The following is a 25,347-nucleotide window of genomic DNA, read 5'->3' as shown; positions in this document are numbered from 1 at the left end:
ATTCTTATTAATTAATTTACTTTTGTTTGTTATAACTAGTTAAAAATTTATGCATAATTATGAAAAATATGATTTTTATAGGGAGTGGATTGGCGTTTTAAAAAGTACTATATTCTACAACCCGAGTATTGGTACATTTTATGCAGGAAATGTGTTTCGAAATCTTATCCCGTCTACTTTTCTTATACAAAATAAAGATGATGCAATAAATGAATCCTTTCTGCGCAGAACTTTTGTACATACTTCTAAAAATAAAAGAGATATACATAAAATTATAAACTTTCTGTGTTCATTAGGATTGTTACCAATAGTGCATACAGATTATGACTCTGATGTTGGGCGGTATGGTTATAAAGAGGATAAAATATATTCAGACCCAAGAAATGTTTTTGTTGTTTCTACTTGTAGAGATATTCGCCAGCATGTTGTTAAGTCTAATATGTATGATATACTTTTGGAAAATCAGGAATGTTTTATTAGTAAGTCAAAAGAATACATGGGTTCTGATAAACCTGTGCGAATTGTAGAATATGATACAAATAATAAGCCACTGAGGCATAAAATATATGATGCTGTATTGTATGCTGAAAATTGGTCTCTATTGACTACACAAGAAAAAATATTAAGGTGTTGTTTTACTATACTTTTTACTCCTACTGTTGTTGTTCCTGCTATTCTTTTGTTATCTTATCTTGGAAATCGAGTTCTTAGAGAAGAAGCGCATCGTTTAAATTTGCTTTCATGGCATTATAGAGAATACAATGTAGGTGTACGTACTGCTTATGAAGATATTCTAAATGATGATATTCCTTCTATAAAAAGGGAAAAAATCTTATCACATATAAAAAGAGAAGCTGAAAAGCAAAATTTTATGGAAAATGATAAGGCTGGGCAGCTACAGCTTACTGAGTTAGGGAAAAATGTAAGTATTAAGGATAATTTATTGCTTATAGCAGGTAAAAACGAGCTGACAAAAAAGCAATTATTGTTAAGATGTGCTACTTTTCTAGTTTTAACATCTATACTTCTTTTAAAACTGATAGCTTTATCATGTCATTTTTTTAAGATTGATAAAATAGCTTTATACTGTTCTATAGCATCATATGCTGTGATGTTAATGGGAGGATTATACTTGCTATCGTATAAAAATAGAATATCAAGAGTATGTGCGGCATTTCTTATAGGGTTTGCGTGTATTTTTGCGGCTGCAAATGTATTGATGTTGTATTATAATCCCCAATTTGGGCATGAATTAATATTGTCTGGTATAATAGCTGGTATAACAGGAATAATGATAGCTGTTGCATTGATATGTCATTATAAATATAGAGACGATAGAAATGTAACATCAAAATTAGAGGGTCTAAGTACTACGGCTTATTTGGCTATAAAAGATCAAGTTGAAGTACTTGATGGAGTTGAGTATATAAAGCTTGGTAAACATGATTTTACAGTTACTGAAGACTTTAGTTTGCCGCTTTATAATGCATATCAAGCTAATGTATTTGGGGATGCGTTGAGTGAGATGCAACAATCGCAAGAAGATTCTATCAATCCTGCGGAAAATTCTGGTGAAGGACAGGGTCATAGTTCTTCATCGCCTAATCAAGGTCCGGATTTAAGTATCGGTGCTTTAAATCCTTCTGAACCTACTGATAAAGAGACAAGAGATGGTGTTATAAGTGATCTGAGTATAAAAGGTATGACTGAAGATACTACTAGGAAAGTACATTAGGCTTAGGAAATTTGGTATTGATGTGTATTAAAACAATAGAATGCTATCATTGTAATGAGGTCTAGTATAATAAAAATAATTTGTTATCTAATGTTTAAGCTTTAATGTAAGTATGAAAGGTTATAAAAACTTGTAAATTTACTATAAGTTAAATGGGTGTGATTAGTATTCTTTAGTGTATATGTAAAGCTTAATGTAAGTTTTATAATAGAAAAGTTGATTTAATAATATATAATTTATCTCTAACTATTTGTTATTTTGTAGCAGATATCAGTTAAAGATTGTATTACTATTACAGTATTAAAAATTAATGTATAACATTTATTATTCTAGTATCGTCCAACTGATTTTCATATATTAGTTTTAATTAATAAAAAGTAATTTTATTAATTCTATTAATGAAGGAATTATATAATATGTTTTGTGAGAAAATATAAGCTAAACATTAAATTGGATTTTTGTTCTGTTATTTTTAATCTTTATAGTATGCTTATGAAGTATTGAGATCTTAAGAATTATATACGTGTTATTTATATATGGATTGGTACTATAAAATACTTTGCTATATGTACTATTAATGTGAGGCTTCTTTTTAATTTGTTTCAAGTCAATAGTTATAAGCTATGTTATCAAATGTTCTATGGTTAGATATCAAATCTATGTATTTCCTGACAAATTATGTTTTTTGTATGGTTATGGAAATACTGCTTAATAAAAATTTATGTATATAATTTACACTCGAGTGTGTTAAGGCACTAAATATTTTTTTATGAGTAAGTTCATTTGTAGAATAGTATTAAACACAATGTCATAATTTATAATTGATGTTGAGTATTTCCATTTTTAACAAAATATGTGACAGTAGCTTTATTTTAGAAATATGGATTATTAGAAACATTACTGAAATTTGATATTGAATTTTTCAAGTTTTGTATTTTTTATGTTTAAAATGTAGAAAGTACTATATTAAGGTTGGAGTATATAGTTATTTTTAGAGGTTAATAGTGTTTGTATGAATATAGATCCCGTTGCCTTAAGGATAGGGTTATTAGAAGTTAGATGGTATTCTTTAGCGTATATAATAGGTATTTTGTTTGCTTATTGGTATGTGCGAAAAATAGATAAATATGAAGTCTTTACTCCAGAAAGTTATGAATCAATAATTTCATGGTGGATTGTTGGTATGATTCTTGGTGGGAGAATAGGATATGTATTGTTTTATAATTTAAATTTCTATATGAATTTTCCTATTGAAGTATTTAAATTGTGGAAAGGTGGTATGTCATTTCATGGTGCAAGTTTAGGACTTTTTTGTACTATGTATATTTTTTGTAAAAAATATAAAGTAAAATTTTTATCAGCGATTGATGTATGTTTGTGTGCTGTACCTGTTGGAATATTTTTAGGACGTATTGCAAATTTTATTAATGGTGAATTATATGGTAAAGTTACAGATGCCCGGTTTGGAATGATTTTTCAAAATAGTGGAGATTTTGCTTATCGACATCCTAGTCAGTTGTATGAAGCTTTTTTTGAAGGGTTTTTGTTGTTTGTAGTAATGAATTTACTGTTTTTTTTTACTAAAATCAGATCATATCATGGTATGCTGTTTTCTGTTTTTATGATGTGGTATGGAATAGTACGCTTTTGTATTGAGTTTATTCGAGAACCAGATGTTCAATTGGGTTATATTCTATTTAACAGTATTACTATGGGACAAGTGTTATCTTTTGTTATGGTTATTGTAGGTATTTGTGTATTCAAATTTTCTAGCAAATCGTCTAGTAATTTTTAGTATATGATATTTAATGATGGGATAGTGGTTTGGTGTATATAGTATTTGTAATATTTATTACACCATTTATACTTGAACTATTTCACTATTTTATATGGTGTCAGTTATTTAATTATAATGATTCTATAAATGTAAAGTTGTATTTTTATTAAAAAGGTAATATAATAGGTAAAATATACTAGTATTAATATATTTTGGCTATAGATGAAAATAAAAACTTTCGCATCACTTGTTTCAGGTGGCCAAAGGTCTGCGGTTTTGCAATGTTTATATTTAAGTATGAAAGGAGAGTATCCTAAAGGATATCCTAGAACTTATCTCGAAAGTGTATTGGTAGAACAATGTGTACTTATTGTTCATGGTATTTCCTAGTGGAGTTGTATTGTTATACTATAGAAAGACTTCTATATATTTCTGTTGTGTAAGTTTTTTATGTACAAAGTTTTAAATAAGTGTATGTATTAACTTTCTGTAGATAAATCCCTTAAGTACTCCTTAAAATCCACTTCCAACAGTAAATAAACTCCACCCTGTAAATCCAATCCTAAGTTAACTTTATGAAAAAATTGTATTACTTATTGACCGTATGCTAATAATAACCTCGGTCTTTATTTAATAGTACATGTACATATTTTATGAACTTTGAGACTAGTATTCTGTAAGTAAATAGTCTATTATTTTTTAGATCTATGTTTAAAAAGTATAACGGCTAGTTGTAATTAGATATTTTTCTGTGGACTTCAAATAACTGATTATCTAAAATGTATAGTTGTTTATACGTTTGTAAGTCGTATTTAGTAAATCTAATACATGAAAATGTGTAAATAGTTAGTGTTGAACAATGTACTGTACTATATATTAGTAAGCTGAATAGAAAGTATTGTGTGCAACTTTATGATTTAGTATAAAATAATACGTTTTTGTCTTGAATTTGTTGAGCACTAGATGTTTAGTTTATACTTAGGTCAGTCTTATATGAATCTTAAATAAGTAATATATTAGAGCTTATGTAGTTTTTGAAGAAATGTAAATTTAGGATTATACATATTTAGCAATTTATTGAAGTTTATTTAATTATACATATAGATTCTGTCTATTATAGATGAATTTATACAATTTTGTATATTATAAAGAATGTTGAAAGGGTATTTTTTCTAAATTAAATGAGAAATAATTAGGTTTGGGTGAACGATCTAATGTAATGTTTTGATCCTATTAGTGGATTTTGAAGTTCATGTTTTTATGTGTAGTACTTTGAGGGTTACATAATAATAAGATAAGTTTATACAATTTTGTGTATTATAAAGAGTGTTGGAAGGGTATTTTTTCTAAATTAAATGAGAAATAATTAAGTTTGAGTGAACAATCTAATGTAATGTTTTGACCCTATTAATAGGTTTTGAAACTTATGTTTTTGTGTGTAATACTTTGAGGGTTACATAATAATAAGATAAGTTTATACAATTTTGTATATTATAAAAAATGTTGAAAGGGTATTTTTTCTAAATTAAATGAGAAATAATTAGGTTTGGGCGAACGATCCAATGTAGTGTTTTGATCGTATTAGTGGATTTTGAAGTTCATGTTTTTATGTGTAGTACTTTGAGGATTACATAATAATAAGATAAGTTTATACAATTTTGTATATTGTAAAGGATGTTAGAGGAGTATTTTTTTCTAAATTGAATGAGAAATAATTAGGTTTGGGTAAACGATCCAATGTAATGTTTTGATCCTATTAATAGGTTTTGAAACTTATATTTTTGTGTGTAGTACTTTGAGGATTGCATATTACTTTTTTTACTAAGTAAGTCTAAATGACTTATTTATAGCATATTAAATAATGAACAAGCAGTAGATTACTTGCTTGTAGTGCTCATAACTATTGATCCAATAATTTAACATCATTGACCCTTTGATGTGAATAGTCTTCTAATAGGTTGGTCATTTTCTATAGTATCTTTAGTAAGTTCTTTACCATTTATTATGTCTTTGATGTTTTCTCCAGTTAAAGTTTCAAACTCTAATAAATTTTTAGCAACTATATGTAATGACGCTAAGTGTTCATTCAATAGACTTTTTGCTCTGTCAAGTGCAGAGGTTACTATTGATTTTACTTCCTCATCTATTAAATTTGCTAAGTTATTGGAGATAGATTCACTTTTTTCATCGTTATGATATAGTGGACCAATCTTATCACTCATACCCCACTTCATAACCATAGCTTTTGCAAGATCAGTTGCTTGTTTTATGTCTGATGAAGCCCCACTAGTTACTTTATTGTATCCGAAGATTAATTCTTCTGCTGCTCTTCCTCCCATAGATACTGTCAAGTCTGCAATCATTTTTTCGCGTGTATGAGATACACGATCTGATTCAGGTAATCGCATTACTAATCCTAGACTTCTTCCACGTGGAATAATAGTTGCTTTATGTATTGGGTCAGAAGCTGGTGTGAAAAATGCAATAATTGCATGTCCTGCTTCGTGATATGCTGTTAATCTTTTTTCTTCTTCAGTCATCATGAGTGATTTTCTTTCAGCGCCCATCATAACTTTATCTCTTGCATATTCAAAATCGCTCATAGTTACAATTTTTTTATTTAATCTTGCTGCAATTAGTGCTGCTTCATTGACTAGATTTGCAAGATCAGCACCAGAAAACCCTGGTGTTCCACGTGCTATAGTACGGATATTTACATCTGGAGCAGTTGGCACTTTTTTGATATGTACATTGATTATTTTTTCGCGACCATTAATATCTGGAATACCTATAGTAACTTGTCTATCAAATCTTCCAGGTCTTAACAAAGCTGAATCTAAAACATCTGGACGATTGGTTGCAGCAATGATGATTACTCCTTCATTAGACTCAAAACCATCCATTTCAACGAGTAATTGGTTTAATGTCTGTTCTCGTTCATCATTACCTCCACCTAAGCCAATTCCACGATGCCTACCTACTGCATCTATTTCATCTATAAATATAATACACGGAGCGTTTTTCTTACCTTGTTCAAACATGTCACGTACACGACTTGCTCCTACTCCTACAAACATTTCTACGAAATCAGAACCTGATATGCTAAAGAAAGGTACATTCGCTTCACCTGCAATTGCACGAGCTAACAAAGTTTTTCCAGTACCGGGTGATCCTATTAGTAAGCATCCTTTTGGTATCTTTCCTCCTAATTTCTGAAATTTTTGTCTATGTTTTAGGAATTCTACAATTTCTACTAATTCTTCTTTTGCTTCATCAATTCCTGCCACATCGTTAAAAGTTACCTTATTACGATTTTCTGTCATTAATTTTGCACGTGATTTACTGAAATTTATGGTACGATTACCACCTATTTGCATGCGTTTTAAAAATATAAACCATATTATAACCAGCAATAGCATTGGGAACCAAGAGATGAGTATACTACCTAATATCCCAAGTAATGTATCTTGAGGTAGAAATGAAAAAGTTATTTGTTTATTGTGTAGTGTTTTGATTAAGTTGTCGTATACTACACCAGTTGTTTGAAACTTAGATTCATTTTTCAGTGTACCAGTAATGTTGCGTTCGTTTATGTTTACACTTTCAACTTCATCGTGTTCAACCTTATTTAAAAATTCTGAAAATGGTAGTTTAACTGTATTGCTGTTTATAATCTTATCATTAAATTGGGAATATGCTCCAGCAATTAACACAATTACTATAATCCAAATGGCTAACCCTTCAATTATTTTTCTCATAGCAAATGCTCCCTGCTGATAAACTTACTGTAAGTGAGATTAATAAAGTTTTGTTTTATTAGTACTTCCTTAATTGTTATAATTGCTTCCCCCATATTAATATAATCATCTATAAGATGATTTTGTAGAGGATAAGCGAGAATTTTATTTTGATATTTTAGTATAGGTAAACAGCGTACTGCTTCTCTATTTAATTTCTTGAGATTTTCAGGAATATAGCTCTTGTTTAAACTCGAGATAGTAATGCTGTAATTATTAGGATTATTGGTGTATATTTTAAATCTATTATCCCATGTTATTGATGTTTTTGAATAAGGACCAATAATGATATTATCTATTGTTGATATTTCTCTAGTTATGCAGAGGGTATTATCTTCTTGGTTTTTAGTGATTTTACAATGACAAAAGGTATGTGGTTTTGTAAGCTCATTATTTTGTATTTTCTGAAATATATTGTTAAGCTTATGATACCTTGGTTTATATTTTTTGTGTCCAATTGACATAATAGAATATGTGAAAAGTCTTAGTGATATTTCTTCTGGAAGACGGAAAAATGAATTTAGTTTTATCTTGATAAATCCAAGATTATTGAACTCTAGATGTTCATCAATAGCTAATCTTACATAGTGTAGTATGCAGTCTAGAGACCGTTTGATATGTATTGAAGTTTTATATAATCTGTTAATTAGTTCTTCTGTATTATCAACTTCTTTTAATATGTTACGGTATATAGTTCTTTTATATTTTGTATTATCATTGCTAACGTCATATATCCATTTAATGTTTTTTGTGTTTGCGTAGTGTATCAATTCTTCTCTGCTTACACTTAGTAGTGGTCTTAGTATGCAAATGTTGTTTATGTATGTGTGTTCTTGCATTCCAACTAATCCATCTAAGCCACTACCTCTTTCTAACCTCATCATAATAGTTTCTGCTTGATCATTTTTTTGATGTGCTACCATTAAATAGTTTATTTGATTTTCATGACACCATTGTAGGAGTAAACTATATCTGATCTGTCTAGCAGAAGACTGAATGTTACTTTTGGGTTTTTCTCCATACCAATTTAGTATATGACATTTTAGGTTTAAATTTTGTGAATATTGGTATACAAATGATGTTTCTTGTGCTGCTTCAAAACGTAGTCCATGGTTCACTGTAAGTATTATAGGAGTAAATTTTGTATTGCATGTTGCTGATAGATGTAGTAGTACCATACTATCTATTCCACCAGAAACTGCAATTGCATAATTACCCTGTAAACTTTGAACTTTTGTTTTAAATAATAGCTCAAGGTCTGTTCTTGAATACATAGTGTAAACACAAATTTCTATAAATAAAGATGAGTGGCGGAAAGAGAGGGATTCGAACCCTCGATACAGAATACTGTATACACACTTTCCAGGCGTGCGCTTTAGACCACTCAGCCACCTTTCCAAATACACCATTATAGTTATGAGTTCTTATACAGTCCATCATAAAAATGTTATTTAGTCATAGTACTGAACAAAATCTTATGTCAAAATACAATTTATATGTAATTTAGAAATTTATAATAGTAGGTGAGTTTATTTTTAACTTAATAGGTTTTTTATAAAAGTGTTAATTTTAAAAAATATTTATAAAATTATTGTAAATGTATTATTTAATTAATTCCTAATGTTTTGAGTAATCAAATTAATGCTATAGTTGTAGTATAGTGTGTTAGTTTTTTAGATTTATATATTAAGTACACTTTAATTTTAATGGATGAATTTATAATTTCAGGTTGTTTTAAGAGTATTACCAATAATGTTATTTATTGATCTTTAATGACTTTTGATAATCGAATTAGTGCTATAGTTTTAGAATAGTGTGTTAGTTTTTTAGATTTATATATTAAGTATACTTTAATTTTAATGGATGAATTTATAATTTCAGGTTGTTTTAAGAGTATCACTGGTAATGTTATTTATTGATATTTAATAACTTTTGATAATCAAATTAGTGTTATAGTTGTAGTATAATGTGTTAGTTTTTTAGATTTATGTATTAAGTATACTTTAATTTTAATGGATGAATTTATAATTTCAGGTTGTTTTAAGAGTATTACCAATAATGTTATTTATTGATCTTTAGTAACTTTTGATAATCGAATTAATACAATAATTGTAGCATGGTATATTGGTTTATTTAGTTTTATGCATTGAGTATACCTTAAATGTGATAAATTAGTTGGTGATCTTATGCTATTTTTAAAAGTATTATTTGCAGATTTTTAATGCTTCTAATGGTCAACTTAACACGGTGGTTATAGTTTAGTATATTAGTTTATTATGTATTGGATATACCTTAATTTTAATGGATGAATTTATAGTCTTAAGTTGTTTTAGCGGTATTACCAAGAAGTTATTTATTGATTTTAGTGCGTTTAGTAATCAATTGATATGGTAATTGTAGTATAAAAGTATATTAGCTTATTGTATTATTGAATATTTCTGAGTGAATTAATAATTATTTTTTCTAACCTATTATGGATACATTGTTTGTGATTGTTAATACTTTGGATAATTAGGGTAATATGGTGATTTTTAAGTATAGAATATCAGTTTTTAGATAATTTTAATTATGTTTTGGATGTGCCTAAAATTTATAGATAGTAGTTTATGTTTTTTATACTTAAGTAATATGTTAGTTAATATGCAGGATGTGAATGTATTTTTTTGATAGCCTTAATAGATATCTTTATATTGTTTCGTAGATATATACACAAAATGTGGTTTTTATGAATATATACTCATTTGATGAAGCCCTAAATAATTGTAAGAAGTTGCAATATTATAGGTAAATGTTTTATTATTTTTTGTGGCATGTACACAAGCATGTAATATTTAACAACATGTGTTCAGTAAGAATAGTAATATCCTATATAATAATATTTGTTATCAAAAAAATAGGATAGGTGATATATAGTATTTTATTCTGCTAAGATAATTTAAGTATAGAATTTTTGTAGTGTTTAAACATGTATTTGTTATTTATCTAGGTTTAACAGTTATCATGTTTTGTCTATGATATTGATAATCTAATAAAAAATGTAAGATAATATGGGTATGTATTTTTGTGTACTGTTCTTAAGTTAAGCTTGTTGAATGTAAGTAATATTTGTATCTATAAATTTTGAAAGCGCTTAGTTCCTTGTAATAAAATGCGCTAACCCGAATATAGTTAATTATGTATTAATTATTCTATATTACAAAAGTATAAAATATTAAATATATAAAAATAATGTATAAAAGCTTACGTAGTATAATTTTTATTACTGGTGTATTTTCTTTAGTTTTTGTGTTTTTGATGCTTATTCCAGTTGTAGTTAATTATTATACGGGATATGCTTGGCAGGGTCTTTTTTGTGCGTGTTTTATTACTTTATTATTTAGTTTTATTTGTATATTTTGTGGAAAATTATCTCGTGTAAAAAAGCAAGAGATTTTCTTTATTACAGTGAGCGTATGGATTATGCTGTCAATAATTTCGGCAATGCCATTTATGTTTGATGCTCAGATTTCTTATGTTAATGCATTTTTTGAATCAGTATCTGGTCTTACTACTACAGGTGCAACAATATTTACTGATTTACAAGATAAGTCGCCGGGTCTTCTGATATGGAGGTGTTTGTTGAATGCTATAGGAGGGTTAGGGATTATTATGACTGGTATTTTCCTTTTTCCTTGCTTAAAGATTGTTGGTCTATATGAGTTGTATCGTTCAGAATCTTCAGATATATCGAAAAATTTTAAATACGGCATAGTTAAATCTTCTCTGTGTATTTTTATTATATATTGTGTTTTTATTACTTTATGCGCAATTTTATATTTAGTAGCAGGAATGTCAGGTTTTGATGCTATATGTCATGCTATGTCTACTGTGTCTACTGGTGGTTTTTCTAATTATGATGATTCTTTGCAACATTTTAATAATGTGTATATTGAAGCTATAGCAATAGTATTTATGCTATTGAGCTCTTGCCCATTTATTATGTATTTAAAAATGATTACAAAGCAGTGTTTTTATGATGAGCAGGTGATTTTATTTGCAATGATTCTATTGTTCTTTTCAGGGCTGTCTATCATAGTATGTTGTTATGATGAAGTACTGTCTAGGTATTCGTTTTTCAATACATTCAGATATTCTATATTTTCTGTTGTTTCGTTAAGTAGCTCTACTGGTTTTATTAATTATGATTATAATGATTGGTATTTTTTCTCTGTAGTAGGGATGGTTCTAATGCTTATGGGAGGTTGTAGTGGATCTACTAATAGTGGAATTAAAGTCTATAGAATTGGATTATTAGTTAAAGCTATCAACCGTTATACTAATAGTTTATTACATACTGATAAAACAAGTCTTATTCGATATGGACGAAAATGTATTGATAATGTTGCTGTTAATAATATAGGATTGTTCTTTATTCTCTATATTTTTATATTGTTTGTAGGGTTTATCCTTGTTTCTATTAGTGGGGTTGATGTGATCACTGCGTTTAGTGCAGTAGTTGCGACTTTTAGTAATACAGGTCCTGGTATAGGAAATATAGTAGGTCCAAAATATAATTATTATAACTTGTTGCCTTCAGTAAAATTGTTATTGTCTTTTTTAATGTTAATGGGAAGGTTGGAGATTATGCCATTTTATGTTTGTATGTATTTAATAGTGCAGAATATATTTAGGCGTAGGTAGGTTTAACCTATGACAACAATTTTATTGTTTAATTTGCTATTTCAAAAGAATATCGTGATAAATTTAAGTATTTAATATTGTATTTGTTGTGCTGTTAATAATGAATTCCTGTGCTGGTATTTGTGGTATGCTATTTTATTGTTGTCAAATGTAGCGTGAGTAATTTTTTATCATATGTATTATTTGATTTGCTATTTTAAGGAAGTGTAAAAACTTATAGCGTAAATACCCGGTATTCTTAAAAATATTGTTTTGTCTGTAATCTTTATAATATGTAATGGGTGAATTAATTTATGTTGATTATTTTTCTAATTATAAGTTCTCAGCGCATCACATTGTAAAACGATGTACTATTGTGTGTGTAACATAAGTAGCGTCTTTATAATTACTGTTTAATGTACTGTATTGAAAGATATAACAATGAAGTGATGGGTGAATGTCTAATATTTTAAAAAAGTTATTTTATCTGTAGTCTTTAATAATGTGTAATAGGTGAATTAATTTATGTTGATTATTTTTCTAATTATAAGTTCTCAGCGCATCACATTGTAAAACAATGTACTATTGTGTTATTGTGTGTGTACATAAGTAGCGTCTTTATAATTGCTGTTTAATGTACTGTATTGAGAGATATAACAATGAAGTGATGGGTAAATGTTCTAATATTTAAAAAAAGTTATTTTATCTGTAGTCTTTAATAATGTGTAATAGGTGAATTAATTTATGTTGGTTATTTTTCTAATTATAAGTTCTCAGCGCATCACATTGTAAAACAATGTACTATTATATTATTGTGTGTGTAACATAAGTAGCGTCTTTATAATTACTGTTTAATGTACTGTATTGAAAGATATAACAATGAAGTGATGGGTGAATATCTAATATTTTAAAAAAGTTATTTTATCTGTAGTCTTTAATAATGTGTAATGGGTGAATTAATTTATGTTGATTATTTTTCTAATTATAAGTTCTCAGCACATCACATTGTGAAACAATGTGCTATTATGTGTGTAACATAAGTAATGTCCTTACAATTGCTATTCTATGTACTATCTTAAAAGATATAACAATGGATTTATAGTGTAAGTATCTGATTGTTTTGGAAATATTGTTTTCTGTGTAATTTTTGTAGTGTAATATTATCTCTTACATTCTATGTAAAATCTCTGTGTTTGGATTTGCAATAATCAACTAATATTATATATTAATGAAATTCTGAAATAAATGTATGTTTTATTCATTAGAAACAACACTGGAACTAATTATATAGCTATAGATAATAATAGTTGATAATGTAATTATAGATTTACTCAACATATTATATGTTAGAGATTAATTATGTGTTTAGTTTGAAAACTAGTTGATCTTCTATTGTATAGTGTATAAACATGGACACTTGTAATAGCTCATGCTATAATCCGATAAATGTTTACCGAATATGAATATGTTACATTCCTCTGTTATTACAGATATAAGAAAGACTGTTTTTGCTGTTGTAGATCTTGGCTCTACAAAAGTAATATGTTTGATTGTTAAAGTATCTGGTGGTAATCCTCCTGAAATTGTAGGGGTAGGATATAAGGCTGCTGAAGGAATTAATGGAGGTACTATTACTAATATAGAATCTGCTAGTCGTTCGATATTATCGTGTGTAAAATCTGCTCAACAGATGACACAAGAAACAGTAAGTAAAGTATATGTAAACGTTTCTGGATGTGATATGCATTCTACAGATATGGTTAATGAAATAGATTCAACAATGCATGAGATTTCAGACTCTGATATCAAAAAGATTCTGTTACAAACATATGAAAAATGTCATGAAGATCAGGTTGTAATTCATAATATTCCTGTGTTATACCATCTTGATGGTTTGAATAATATTACAGAGCTGAAAGGCTTGTATGGAAGTAAACTAAAGGCTAATATGCATGTTGTTACTGCTTCTAAGTTTGCATTATTAAACATAGAAAATTGTATTACTTCTTGTAATTTAAGTTTGGCTGGGTGTATGTCAGAGTCTTATGCCTCAGGGTTGTCATGTATTACTGATGATGAAAAAGAATTAGGTGCTATGATTATTGATATAGGAGGGAGGTATACTTCTATTGGTATTTTTAATAAAGGAAAATTTGTATATGCGGATACTATACCGCTAGGGGGTATTCATATTACTAATGATATTGCTTATGGATTGTGTGTTAACGCTAAAGATGCTGAACGTATTAAAGTACTATATGGAAATGCTATGTTAATACATTCAGATAATGATGGTGTGGTTGAAGCTGATGTTGGAGATGAAGAGATTCTTTCAGTTTTACGTTCTGATTTAGTGCGAATAATTAAGCCAAGGGTAGAAGAAATTTTTGAAATAGTAAGTGACAGAATTGGACAGCAAAAAAGTTTGATTAATAAGATTGTTATTACTGGTGGGTCTAGCCAGTTGTCTAATATAAAGGAAGTAGCAAGTTCTGTTTTAAACAAACAAGTAAGGGTAGGTTTACCAATAAAATTAAATGGTATTCAAGATAATGTTTGTAGCCCTATTTTTTCCGCAGCTGTAGGTGCTGTAATTCTTATTATAAATACACTATATACGTACAGGAAAACTGAGCCTAAAAAAGATAATGTATTGAGAAAACTCTTAAAATTAATCCCAGTAAAGACTGGGTAAATTAATGTAATTTTTTTCTTAAGTCACGATCTAGAGTAGAGATTACACCATTATTATCTTGCTGGTTCTCATTTTGTTCATTTGACTCTTTTATCAATTCCTGAATTGCAATTGTTGCTACATCTATAGTACTTAGCTTTAAAGATTGAGCCATTGTAGAAACTTGATCTGATATCTTTTTAGTTGCAACATCTAAGTGTTTTTCTAGTGTAGCTTCGATGTCGGCTTTGTGAGCAGCTATGATTGCATCATATTCTTCATGTGCTTTTTTTAGTATTTCATGAATGGCCTTCTCTATTTCATAGCTTTGAAGGGTTGCCTTATTTGATAATATCTTGGATTGTTTTTGGAGATTATCTGGTAATGTGACCTCTCTTTTTACTTTGTTTAACCGCATTGATAAGAGTTGCCTAACCTTTTTACGTAACGGAGAAAAAGCTAGTAAAATACCGATGCAAAATGCAAGGTTAATAATAAAATATGCAGATATCATATCCTTTCCTTATATACCTTAATCGTTATGTCACGTAACTTGTTTTTATCAGCGCAATCAATACCTAATAGCTTATTGTGATATACCAATGCTATATCAAAAGCAAGACCAATTAACTGTTGCTCAAGCTGATGTTTCATATCTTTTAAGCTGTCGTCTGCCATTTTAAACATGCTTTGTATCTCCTGATTAAGCATAACCATGAGGTTTTCATTAGCATCTTGTACCTCCTTGAGAGCAGAATTTATAATCCTATCTACTTCCAGCTGTACTTCATTGAGCTTTAACAGCTGTCTATCTAGTTCTTGCTGTGCATGATTTAAATCTTCTTCAACAGAACTGATAGCACCTCTTGTAATATTATACCTATTTCTTACTATATTTTCAATCTTTGGTAGCACATTTTTGCTCACTATAAGGTATAAAATACCAAACGATAAGAAAAACCAGAACAACTGAGAAGGGTAGGATGTAATATCTAATTGTGGTATTATGCCCATGAGTCTATATTAAGCTACAAAGATTAATAATAAGGCTAATAAGAAGGAGAATAAGCCCATTGCTTCAACTAGAGCAGCGCCAGTATAAACATATTTTTTTAGTTTATCTTCTGTTTCAGGATTACGTGCTAGTCCGTTAAGCATAGTAGAAAATATATTTGCAACTCCTAATGCGGAAGCAACCATACCAAAAACACTTAATCCCACAGCAATAAACTTTAAAGAATCCATACACTCTTACCTTTATAAAAAGCTAGAAGCATTATAAGTACATCATTATATGAAGTCAATTGCTAAAATTTAGTGTTTATTAATTGCATCTGATAGATATACACAAGTCAGAACTGTAAAAATATATGCTTGTAAAATTGCAACAAATATTTCGAAACCAATAAGTATTATAATAAATGCTATAGGTAGAGGTGTTAAGAATATGTTCATATTTATAACGAACCCTGCTATGACTTTGATTATTGTGTGACCTGCTATCATATTAGCGGCAAGTCGTATTGATAAACTTACAGGACGTGCACAGTAAGCAAATAACTCAATTAGAACCATCATTGGTGCTAACCACATGGGTGTACCTTGTGGTAATAATATATGAAGAAAATGTGTTCCTTGATGTTTAAACCCTATTGCTGTAACACTAATGAATACAACCATTGATATTGCAAAGGTTACTGCGATGTGACTTGTTACAGTAAACCCTAATGGTAATATACCTAAAAGGTTGCACACCAGAATGAATGTAAATATTGTAAAAACTAATGGTATATACTGTAACCCTTCTTTACCAACATTACTTTCTATTGTGGAGACAATAAAATCATAAATAATTTCTATTATTGACTGTAATGCATTTGGGATAATGCTTGTTTTCCTTAATCCGATATGACAAGAAAGGGAAATTAAAAATGTGGATAATACCATAAATAATGAAGCATTTGTAAAATCGATGTTATATCCACCAATGTCAGGTAGCTTAAGTATAGTGGAAATCCTAAATTGGTCTAAGGGATTTGCTGACATTTATTCTCCGTACAAACGTATAATGATAATAGAATTTTACTATACCTAATCATATCAACTGTAATTAGTTAGTCAATCGCAGTTATGTAGATAGACAACCATGTTAATTTAGGGAATTCAATAGGTGCTTTTAGTCTGAGAAAATAGATGTATTGTTCATAAGAGATATCTGATAATATTAAGAATATACATATTCAAAGTTAAATAACCAATATATTTAGTGAATTTTGATACTATTGAAATACTTTAACTTGCAAAGGTATTATTTATGCCTTATTTAGGTATGTCCTGAATGTTTAATATAATGATAAAGTACTTTAGTTAGGCTGATAGATAGATACTACTAACATTTCTTGTTATTAAAGAAATACGTGTGGTGTGATTACTTTAATATTAAGTGATGGTCTCCCTCATGTTTGATGTAATCTGTTTTTATAGTAGTAGTAAATAGTAGATGTACTTCTTCAGTCGTAGTGTATTTTTTGGAAAATTCAAATTTTCTTAATTTGTGTATAAATTTTAATAAAACAATAGCTATTTTATTTATAATTATGTTGTTAGTTTTCTATCTAGTTGTATTACTTCCTAAAATGTAATATTGTAATAAGATTTAATAATATAGAACCGAAATTTAAATTTTTTCTGTTTCATATGAATTATAAACTATAATTATGATTAAATGTTAATAATGGATTGTTATGCAATAAAACGTGAGTTAGAAGCAATAATTGTTGGCAGATTTTATTGTGAGCAAATTCTTAAGTTCTATGGGTTATATTCTGTTAACAGTTAAAGTTGTGTATATTTTTAAGATATTGTTGTTGAAATAGCATTACACGAGGTAATATTTTAGCAGATAGAGTGGTATTTATCTAGGTATGTTGATAACATAAATATATCTTAATGTTTATTGTAGGTAGTTAATATTTTAAATTTGAGAAAGTTTTGTATAAGATCTAGTTTTGTTGATATACTTGATTATGAAAGGTTGTTTAAAATTGATTATTAAATTAGAATAATAGCATATTACTTGTTTTTTATTATGTATGATAAATTTTTAAAGCAAGTTTTACTTGATAAAAATTTTTGTGAGTTAAATTCAATAGTTAATGTTATAAATAGTATATATATTGATAGAAAAATAAGTTCTAATATATGTGATATCATTAAACAATATGGTAATCATGCTTTTATAGTAGCTGATATAAATACTGCTGCTTTATTGGATAAGGTAGTATTTAGTACTTTTCAAAATTTTATAATCTTGCATAAGTATTGTGCTTCTCAAGAGTTGGTAGATTTAATTCAAAAAAAGTCTCAGGATGCTGATATTTTAGTATCTTTTGGCAGCGGAACAGTCAATGATATTTGTAAATATGTAAGTTATATTACAAATAAAAGTTATATTTCATTTCCGACAGCTCCTTCTATGAATGGATATAGTTCATCAAATGCATCTATAACATTTAATTGTGGTAATAAAAAGTCATTAAAAGCTCATTTACCTAAAGCTATATACGTAGATATAGATATTATTGTAAATGCGCCACAAAGGTTAATAGTCAGTGGTTTTGCTGATTTTATTTGTAGGTCTACAGTACAAGCGGATTGGTTATTGTCGCACATATTGTTAGGGAATGAATATACTGAACTACCATTTTTAATAAGTAGAGCGAGTGAAGAGGCATTATTAGCTGAATATTTAGGGTTAGTAAAACGTGATGAACATAGTATTATGGTTTTGATGCAAGCTTTACTTTTATCTGGACTGGGAATGTTTATTGTAGGAGGAAGCGAATCTGCTAGTCAAGGAGAGCATATGATTGCTAATACCATAGAAATCCTACAAAATAATATGTCCTTTTTTCATGGTGAATTTATTGGAGTGAGTTCTGTTATTATGGAATGCTTGCAGAAAAGGATACTTAAACAGGTACCTATATTGTATCCTACATTAATTAGTAGTGACAGTATAAAAGAGTATTTTCAGGTGCAGCATGCTGAGGAATTTTGTGATATACTTACTGAAAAATTTATTGATCAGCAAAAAGCTGATAATCTCAATAGTTTGATCTGCAATAAGTGGTCTGATATTGTTGATATGATTCACGAAAAAACTTTATCCAGCATTTTAATAAGGGATATGTTAGTTAATGTAGATTGTCCTTGTAAACCGGAACATATTGGATGGGACTCTAGAAAATATAGTAAAGCCGCTGAGTTTGCATTTGTTACTAGGCGAAGATTTACGTTTCTTGATATTGCACATCATGCAAGACTGCCAGTAGTTGAACATATTTAATGTTTAAACACCTGAATTTAAAGTTTTTTGTATGAATTTGTTCATAACTAAGCATGTATGAAGTTCTATTTATATGATGGCTGTTTACAAACAAGACAAGTTTTTAATATTTATATGTGTATTATATAATTCAGTATTGAAATTTTTAAAAAGATTGAAACACATATGTTTGTTACTGTATGTGTACATTATAGTCTTACTAGTTTAATACTTGTGACTTAGAGAGGTATATATTTGTATAAGGCTTAAGTTATAAATATAGGTATATATGCAAGATGTATTGTTGTGTATAGCAAATGCATCTAGATAGAAACTTCTGTTAATAAATATTTACTGTATTAGTTATTGGGTATGTAAGTAGTTTTTGGTGTTCAAATATGTATAGAATTTATAATAAGGGGTTTGTTGTGTTGCTATTAATTGGCTATATGTGTTATGTAGTATATAGCTTCATAATTATCTAATTACAGATGTATCGTATAAATGCAGTTGTTGATGTAAATATGGGTTATGTTTAATAATTTATATCTCTAATTTTACTGTAATAGTTTTAACTTTTGTAATTAATTTATGATCATGGGTAATAGATTAGTAGAACAGTTTTTAAGTAGCTATTATTAAATAAGTGGAAGCTGACTAACGTATGTTTGTGGAAAGTAAATAATATAAATGCTATATATTTTAATTCTGTTTTCACTAATAGTAGTATTCTAACGTATAACAATGTAGTATTTATAGTTTAATCGGATTCAGTTATAGTGCAATATCCAAAGCTTGTAACAGCAATTTCATATTAATTCCTTAATTTTTACTTGTGATCGTAATTTGATATATTGGGAAAGTTAGAGTAGGTAATATCTGCCTTATAGAGTTTTTGTTAATATTGTTAAAGTTGGAAATCCGATGTATGTAAAAATACATATTTCCTTCAAAAAGTAATTAACATTTTATTTGTCTTGTGTTATTTTAAGGCGAAGTGTGTTAATGTGTTCTTTTTATATGTTATATGATGTAAATAAAAAGAAGAAGGCTCCTGATGGTCAAGGAGATGATATAACTAGTGAAATTTGTACAACAGATGGTGAATCTGATACGAGAGGTACAAAAAGTACTGAGCAACCTGTAGATCTTGTAGGTCAAGATTTTTTTTTAGAAGAGGGGGGGGGGGGAACAAAGTACATATGAAGGTACACAGTGTGTAGCTAGTGTTGAAGAGGGTGCTTCTTTTCAAATTATATCAGAACGAGAATTGGTGGACAAAGGCCAAGCAAGTAGTACACTTGAAGATGTATATATAAAACAAGGTGCTAGACCAAAAAGGAGAGGTCAGCATGGTACTGTAATATTAAAACAAGAAACTCAACAGCCAAGTAGTGCACTTGAGAAAATAGATGTAAAACAAAGTGCTAAGTCAAAAAGGGAGAAAATTAAACTTAGCAGTCAGGAATCAAAACATATTAAAAGTACAGGACCACTTGGGAAGAAATCGAACTTCTATGTAGGAGCTATAACACATAACAAAACTTATGGGGTACCTTTTCCTAGTACATGCGTAGGACAATTGACTTATTATGTAGATAAATTAACACTTACTCCTACTGAACATGTTGATGACCTTCAGGAAAGCATGGTATCAGGAAAATATTCTTCAAAGTTTGCTAATATACCTGGTCAAATTCCCGGTCAAATTCTAGCAAGATTACAAAATCTACATTTTAGTTATCTTTGTGAATTGTTGGGAGAATTGTTTATTGTAGAGCATAATATTTTGAGTATGAATAAGGTATATTATGATGTGTTATCAGGTATTACATCGCATGCTAACATGGCTGTGTCTCTTTTAAAGTTAAATATATGCTCACAACTTGCTTTTGCATTGAATGTTTCTGCAGTAGGAAATGCAATGTTGTTAACCTGTTTAAATAGTATGGACTTTTATGTAATTGACCGGATTTGCATTGAAGCACATGAGATCTTACAAAAGTGTAAATCAAATGCAGAGTGTCGAATTAGTATGCTGTCTATTTTTACATGTTATCTAGATTGTCAGAATGATGGTATTGATAATTATACAAGTTATAGTTCAAGTTTTTATGCAGCATCGATAGAGTTGTTAAATCATTTGATATCTGCAAAACTCTGTAGAAAAACAAGTTATCCACCTGTAGTGCTAGATATGATAGACTTACTGATTGTAAGTTGTGGTATTCAATTGGGTCTTGTGTGTAGAAATGTTGATTTGTATTATGAAACTAAACGGTATTATTGCGCTAGGTTCGATAAATTGCATAATACTGGATTAGTAGCATTTATGTATAAGTTATCTGAAGTATTTCAATTTAAATGTTATGTTACATCATTATTATATGATTATGGTCTAGTGGATTTAGGTGGTATGAAGTATCCTAGTATACTACTTAGTGTGAGTTCGCCTAATTTTGCAAGTAGGTGGTGTCAATTAGTTGAACAAAATTGTGAAAAATTTTCGTATATTATACAAAGTATAAGTAATAATATTATTTGTCATGCAAATGTAGAAAATATGTGTAATCTTTATCTTATGGTAAAGGAGTATGAACTAGTATGTGCAGCATCTACTTCTTATCCTGGTGCAGGTAATGGTAATGAGTTGTTATGTTATGAAGAAAAGGAAGTTAAGGATCACAAGAAACAAGAATATACAAGATAAATCTATGTTTAGGTATATTTCAGCGATATTATTCTAGAGATTTTAGTTAAATTTAGTAAATTAATGTCAATATGTTTATTGCCTTAATTAAGATAGTATTACTGAATTGAAATTTCTTTTTGTTTATGAAACTATGCTTAGTGTTAAAATACTGATATAAACATTTTACTGATAAGTTAGTTTTTGATATTACGTAAGTTTGCATTTTCTGTGTTTGTTTCATGCAATTTTGCATTTAATAGGTTTGCATTTTCTAAATTAGCATTAGAAAAGTTAACGTTAATAAGCTCTGAGTTATTAAATGTAGCAGATTGTAGATTAGTATTGGAAAAGTTTACGTTTTTTAATGTTAGATTAGAGAAGTTTGCATTCTGTAATATAGAATCTGAAAAATCTGTATCACTTAAATCTAGTTTTCTAAAATTAAAATTAGAGAAATTTACGTCAAATCTTTTGTTATTTCTTATTGTATTCTGTAGTGCTTTAAGAGATGTAATTCCTTGAGAAGGCTTGTTTGTAAAGTTTTTATTAGCGATAATTATTGTATTTGTGATATTACAGTCATTGAAGTCAAAGTTAGTTAAAATGTTATGGTAAATGCTAGATCCATTAAAGTTAGATTCCCTTATTTCTGCAGATTCTAGATTGTTACTAAAAAAATTTGTTTTATTTATTGTATTATTACTAAAAGTTGAAAAGCTAAGGTTACTGTGTTCTATATTTGTAGCCTCTATTGTCGAATTAGACCATAACGTATTTGTTGCTCCTATCTTGTTATAAGTATTGTTTGTTATAGTATTGTGATCTATAGTTGCAAAATTTAAAATACTTGTATTTATTTTAGAATTACTCCATTCAGAATTCTTTATTGATACCATGGTAAGGTCTGAATTATAAAATATTGTATTCTTAATGATTGCATTTATTAAAATAGTATTATTGAAGTTGGATTTAATAATATTAGTTGAATCAAGTATTACAGATTGCATGTCAGACTCTTGTATACTTGCATTTGTAATTTCTGTATTGCTTAAGTTTACATGAGATAATGTAGCGTTATTTAGGTTTACACCGATTAAAGTTGCATTATTCATGAATGCATTATGTAAATTTGTATTCTTAAAATTTGTGTAATAGGCATCTACAAAAGACATATTTGTATTACTTAGGTTGACATTTTGAAAATTAGAAGAACTTATATTTGATACCGCCATATTACTGTTGCTAAGGTTGCTACCTGTGATATCTGATGAATCTAAATTTGCTCCGTATAATATGGAGTTTGTTAGATTAGAAAATTGTATTCTTGAATTGTATAAATTTGCTCCAAATAGGTTAGAAGATGATAGATTACAGCTTTGTATAGTTATGTTATCCCCTTCTATGTCGTGAAAATTTGCATTTTGTATTTGAGATTCGGAAATTAAACTTGATGTTAATTCTGTTTCTGAAAAATTTGTAGATAGTCCACTTACTTCATTTAAAATAGAAAAACGCATATCTGAATAGCTGAAGTTTGTGTTATCAAGTTTCGATTTATCAATTGTAGTTTTTTGTAAATCTGCAGATGTAAAATTAGCAAAATTTAAGTTTGAATCCTTTATACTAGATCTACTTAGATTAGCGTGTATAAAAGATGCTCTCTGCATATTAGAATTTATAAAAGTTGAGTTAGATAAATTAGTGCGTGTAAAGTTTGCATGTGATAAGTTTATGCTGTTAAATACTGATCCTCTGAGATCTAGATCACTAAAATCTGCTCCTGATAAGTTATTTCCAAATTCTTTCTTGAAATCTAACGGTATTCCTTTGGAATGACATTTTATTATGAAATTGATAAATTCTTCTTTTGTATGTGTAGTGTGTTTTATAGAAAAAAGGTCTTGTTGTTCTGTAGTTTCATCTTTATTTTCCTTTGTAGTGTTGGCATGAGAGTTGTTAGCATTATATACTAGTGAAACACAGAAAATTGAGATTGTAATAAATATTGCATAGTATTTCATATTATATAAATCTATATAAATTGTCGGTAGTATAACTTGATTTTATTATAAATAATAAGTTTCATAAAATTGGTTAATGTTAATTTTGTATTATATATTTTATATTATCTATTCTTTTTTATATATGGCATGTTTACCTGGTGATTAATTTTAACATAAATTTTATAATATCATTTTTGGTATACTATATTAGTCCAAAGTATACTATATAATGCTTAATTGTAAAGATGTTTACATGATAATTTATGATGTTTGCTAAGCATTCTAGGAAATATAAAGCATTATTTTGATTTACATTTCTAATTGTTGAAATAATATGAATGGCAAGATTGTTCGAGATTTTGTATACTGTAGTATTATAATCCAATGAATATGTTAAATCAGTGATGAAATAATATAAAGTGTATAAAAAATGTGGTTTATAAAACTTGTTCTTACTCTTATTATTCCATTTTCTGTTATGGTAGCACTTGGTACATGGCAAATATTCAGGTTAAAGGAAAAAAATATTATTATTCATAATATGCAAGCTGTTCCTATGAAGTTATCAGACAGTGACCTTATAAAACAACGTTATCATAATGTAATTGCAAGTGGATCTTTTGATAATAGTCATAAGTTTTTTGTTTTTGCTGGTACTCTAGGCTATTACGTATTGCAGCCGTTTCATTTAAGTGATGGCAGACATATATTGGTAAATAAGGGGACAGTAATTGATAAGGGAGTAAAGCTTGAACTTTTTGATAATGATCAACGTAGTATTACTGGTATTCTATATTGTGATCATGAAAAAAAAATTGGATGGTTTGTAAAGAATGATATTGATCATAACCTGTGGTTTTGGTTTGATATAGAAAGTATGGCAAAAACAATAGGTGTGCCATTAGAAAGTTGTGTAATATGGATGAGTAATACATTAGATTTTAATGTGATTAAATCTAATGCTCCATTAAAAGTTAGAAATGATCATCTAGAATATATTATTACTTGGTATTTGCTCTCATTGATATGGTTACTAGGATATGTATATATATATCGGTATCGCAGGTAGGAATTACTATTCGAAAAGTTATCGAAAATAGGACAGTAAATATGTTCTTGTAGAATATGTATTTGAGTATAGCGTTCCATTTGGAGATGATAATGGTTAAGGTACATATTGCTTGATGTTGTGTGTGTTAGTATGATTGTTAGAATGTGTATACTGATATTGCAGGTAGAAATTACTATTCGAAAAGTTATCGAAAATAGGACAGTAAATATGTTCTTGTAGAATATGTATTTGAGTATAGCGTTCCATTTGGAGATGATAATGGTTAAGGTACATATTGCTTGATGTTGTATGTGTTAGTATGATTGTTAGAATGTGTATACTGATATTGCAGGTAGGAATTACTATTCGAAAAGTTATCGAAAATAGGACAATAAATATGTTCTTGTAGAATATGTATTTGAGTATAGCGTTCCATTTGGAGATGATAATGGTTAAGGTACATATTACTTGATGTTGTGTGCGTTAGTATGATTGTTAGAATGTGTATACTGATATTGCAGGTAGGAATTACTATTCAAAAAGTTGTCGAAAATAGGACAATAAATATGTTCTTGTAGAATATGTATATTGAGTATAGCGTTCCATTTGGAGATGATAATGGTTAAGGTACA

General features: G+C 28.4%; 16 protein-coding genes, 1 tRNA gene and 1 pseudogene. 9 read left to right on the top strand and 9 right to left on the bottom strand.

Features of this window, described 5'->3' with window-relative positions:
• The first annotated feature begins 49 nt into the window (after nucleotides 1–49).
• The 3 genes from EDL80_RS04755 (at nucleotide 50) to EDL80_RS04745 (ending at nucleotide 3,902) form a co-directional block, all read left to right on the top strand.
• A complete protein-coding gene (locus tag EDL80_RS04755; protein WP_158407027.1) occupies nucleotides 50–1,735 on the top strand; it encodes a hypothetical protein in 1,686 nt (561 codons plus the stop codon).
• Nucleotides 1,736–2,747: 1,012 nt separating this feature from the next.
• On the top strand, nucleotides 2,748–3,530 hold the full coding sequence (lgt, locus tag EDL80_RS04750) for a prolipoprotein diacylglyceryl transferase (protein ID WP_158407026.1): 783 nt from the start codon (nucleotides 2,748–2,750) through the stop codon (nucleotides 3,528–3,530).
• 204 nt (nucleotides 3,531–3,734) lie between these two features.
• The gene (locus EDL80_RS04745; RefSeq protein WP_158407025.1) at nucleotides 3,735–3,902 is read left to right on the top strand and encodes a hypothetical protein; all 168 of its coding nucleotides are present in this window, start codon (nucleotides 3,735–3,737) and stop codon (nucleotides 3,900–3,902) included.
• A gap of 107 nt (nucleotides 3,903–4,009) precedes the next feature.
• Here EDL80_RS04745 and EDL80_RS04740 read toward each other — a convergent pair.
• The 4 genes and pseudogenes from EDL80_RS04740 to EDL80_RS04725 form a co-directional block, all read right to left on the bottom strand.
• Nucleotides 4,010–4,102 (bottom strand): annotated as a pseudogene (locus EDL80_RS04740) (hypothetical protein); the annotation flags it as partial.
• A gap of 1,332 nt (nucleotides 4,103–5,434) precedes the next feature.
• Nucleotides 5,435–7,270: an ATP-dependent zinc metalloprotease FtsH gene (ftsH, locus tag EDL80_RS04735; protein WP_158407024.1), complete on the bottom strand. Its 1,836-nt coding sequence runs from the start codon at nucleotides 7,268–7,270 to the stop codon at nucleotides 5,435–5,437.
• On the bottom strand, nucleotides 7,267–8,583 hold the full coding sequence (tilS, locus tag EDL80_RS04730) for a tRNA lysidine(34) synthetase TilS (protein ID WP_158407023.1): 1,317 nt from the start codon (nucleotides 8,581–8,583) through the stop codon (nucleotides 7,267–7,269). Before tilS ends, ftsH begins: the two co-directional genes overlap by 4 nt.
• A gap of 34 nt (nucleotides 8,584–8,617) precedes the next feature.
• Nucleotides 8,618–8,707 (bottom strand) — tRNA-Ser (locus EDL80_RS04725).
• A gap of 1,830 nt (nucleotides 8,708–10,537) precedes the next feature.
• Between EDL80_RS04725 and EDL80_RS04720 the strand changes: the two genes are divergently transcribed.
• Entirely contained in the window at nucleotides 10,538–11,989 is a 1,452-nt protein-coding gene (locus tag EDL80_RS04720) for a TrkH family potassium uptake protein (RefSeq protein WP_158407022.1), read from the top strand.
• A 1,444-nt stretch (nucleotides 11,990–13,433) separates the two neighbouring features.
• Nucleotides 13,434–14,663, top strand: coding sequence for a cell division protein FtsA (ftsA, locus tag EDL80_RS04715; RefSeq protein ID WP_158407021.1), 1,230 nt, complete (start codon nucleotides 13,434–13,436; stop codon nucleotides 14,661–14,663).
• Between the two features lies 1 nt (nucleotide 14,664).
• On the opposite strand, the gene EDL80_RS04710 is transcribed toward ftsA, so the two are convergent.
• The 4 genes from EDL80_RS04710 to EDL80_RS04695 all read right to left on the bottom strand — a co-directional run bounded on the left by EDL80_RS04710 (nucleotide 14,665) and on the right by EDL80_RS04695 (nucleotide 16,688).
• Nucleotides 14,665–15,156, bottom strand: coding sequence for a hypothetical protein (locus EDL80_RS04710; protein WP_158407020.1), 492 nt, complete (start codon nucleotides 15,154–15,156; stop codon nucleotides 14,665–14,667).
• The gene (locus tag EDL80_RS04705) at nucleotides 15,153–15,656 is read right to left on the bottom strand and encodes a hypothetical protein (protein WP_158407019.1); all 504 of its coding nucleotides are present in this window, start codon (nucleotides 15,654–15,656) and stop codon (nucleotides 15,153–15,155) included. The genes EDL80_RS04710 and EDL80_RS04705 overlap by 4 nt, the downstream gene beginning before the upstream one ends.
• A 9-nt stretch (nucleotides 15,657–15,665) precedes the next feature.
• Nucleotides 15,666–15,887, bottom strand: a complete 222-nt coding sequence (locus EDL80_RS04700; protein WP_011155516.1) for a F0F1 ATP synthase subunit C — start codon at nucleotides 15,885–15,887, stop codon at nucleotides 15,666–15,668.
• Nucleotides 15,888–15,956: 69 nt separating this feature from the next.
• A complete protein-coding gene (locus EDL80_RS04695) occupies nucleotides 15,957–16,688 on the bottom strand; it encodes a F0F1 ATP synthase subunit A (protein WP_158407018.1) in 732 nt (243 codons plus the stop codon).
• Between the two features lie 1,042 nt (nucleotides 16,689–17,730).
• On the opposite strand from EDL80_RS04695, the gene EDL80_RS04690 reads away from it, so the two are divergent.
• From EDL80_RS04690 to EDL80_RS04680, 3 genes are all read left to right on the top strand, one after another.
• On the top strand, nucleotides 17,731–18,990 hold the full coding sequence (locus EDL80_RS04690) for an iron-containing alcohol dehydrogenase (RefSeq protein ID WP_158407017.1): 1,260 nt from the start codon (nucleotides 17,731–17,733) through the stop codon (nucleotides 18,988–18,990).
• 978 nt (nucleotides 18,991–19,968) lie between these two features.
• Nucleotides 19,969–20,175: a hypothetical protein gene (locus tag EDL80_RS04685; RefSeq protein ID WP_158407016.1), complete on the top strand. Its 207-nt coding sequence runs from the start codon at nucleotides 19,969–19,971 to the stop codon at nucleotides 20,173–20,175.
• A gap of 64 nt (nucleotides 20,176–20,239) precedes the next feature.
• Nucleotides 20,240–21,679, top strand: coding sequence for a hypothetical protein (locus EDL80_RS04680; RefSeq protein WP_158407015.1), 1,440 nt, complete (start codon nucleotides 20,240–20,242; stop codon nucleotides 21,677–21,679).
• Between the two features lie 176 nt (nucleotides 21,680–21,855).
• Here the strand turns inward: EDL80_RS04680 and EDL80_RS04675 are convergent, their stop codons facing one another.
• Nucleotides 21,856–23,682, bottom strand: a complete 1,827-nt coding sequence (locus EDL80_RS04675) for a pentapeptide repeat-containing protein (protein ID WP_158407014.1) — start codon at nucleotides 23,680–23,682, stop codon at nucleotides 21,856–21,858.
• A 412-nt stretch (nucleotides 23,683–24,094) separates the two neighbouring features.
• Here EDL80_RS04675 and EDL80_RS04670 point away from each other — a divergent pair, with 412 nt between their 5' ends.
• Nucleotides 24,095–24,733, top strand: a complete 639-nt coding sequence (locus tag EDL80_RS04670; RefSeq protein ID WP_158407013.1) for an SURF1 family protein — start codon at nucleotides 24,095–24,097, stop codon at nucleotides 24,731–24,733.
• The last annotated feature ends 614 nt before the right edge of the window (nucleotides 24,734–25,347 follow it).

It is taken from the genome of Ehrlichia ruminantium, assembly GCF_009728835.1.
GTDB lineage: Bacteria > Pseudomonadota > Alphaproteobacteria > Rickettsiales > Anaplasmataceae > Ehrlichia > Ehrlichia ruminantium_B.
This window is presented reverse-complemented; position numbering and strand designations above follow the sequence as displayed.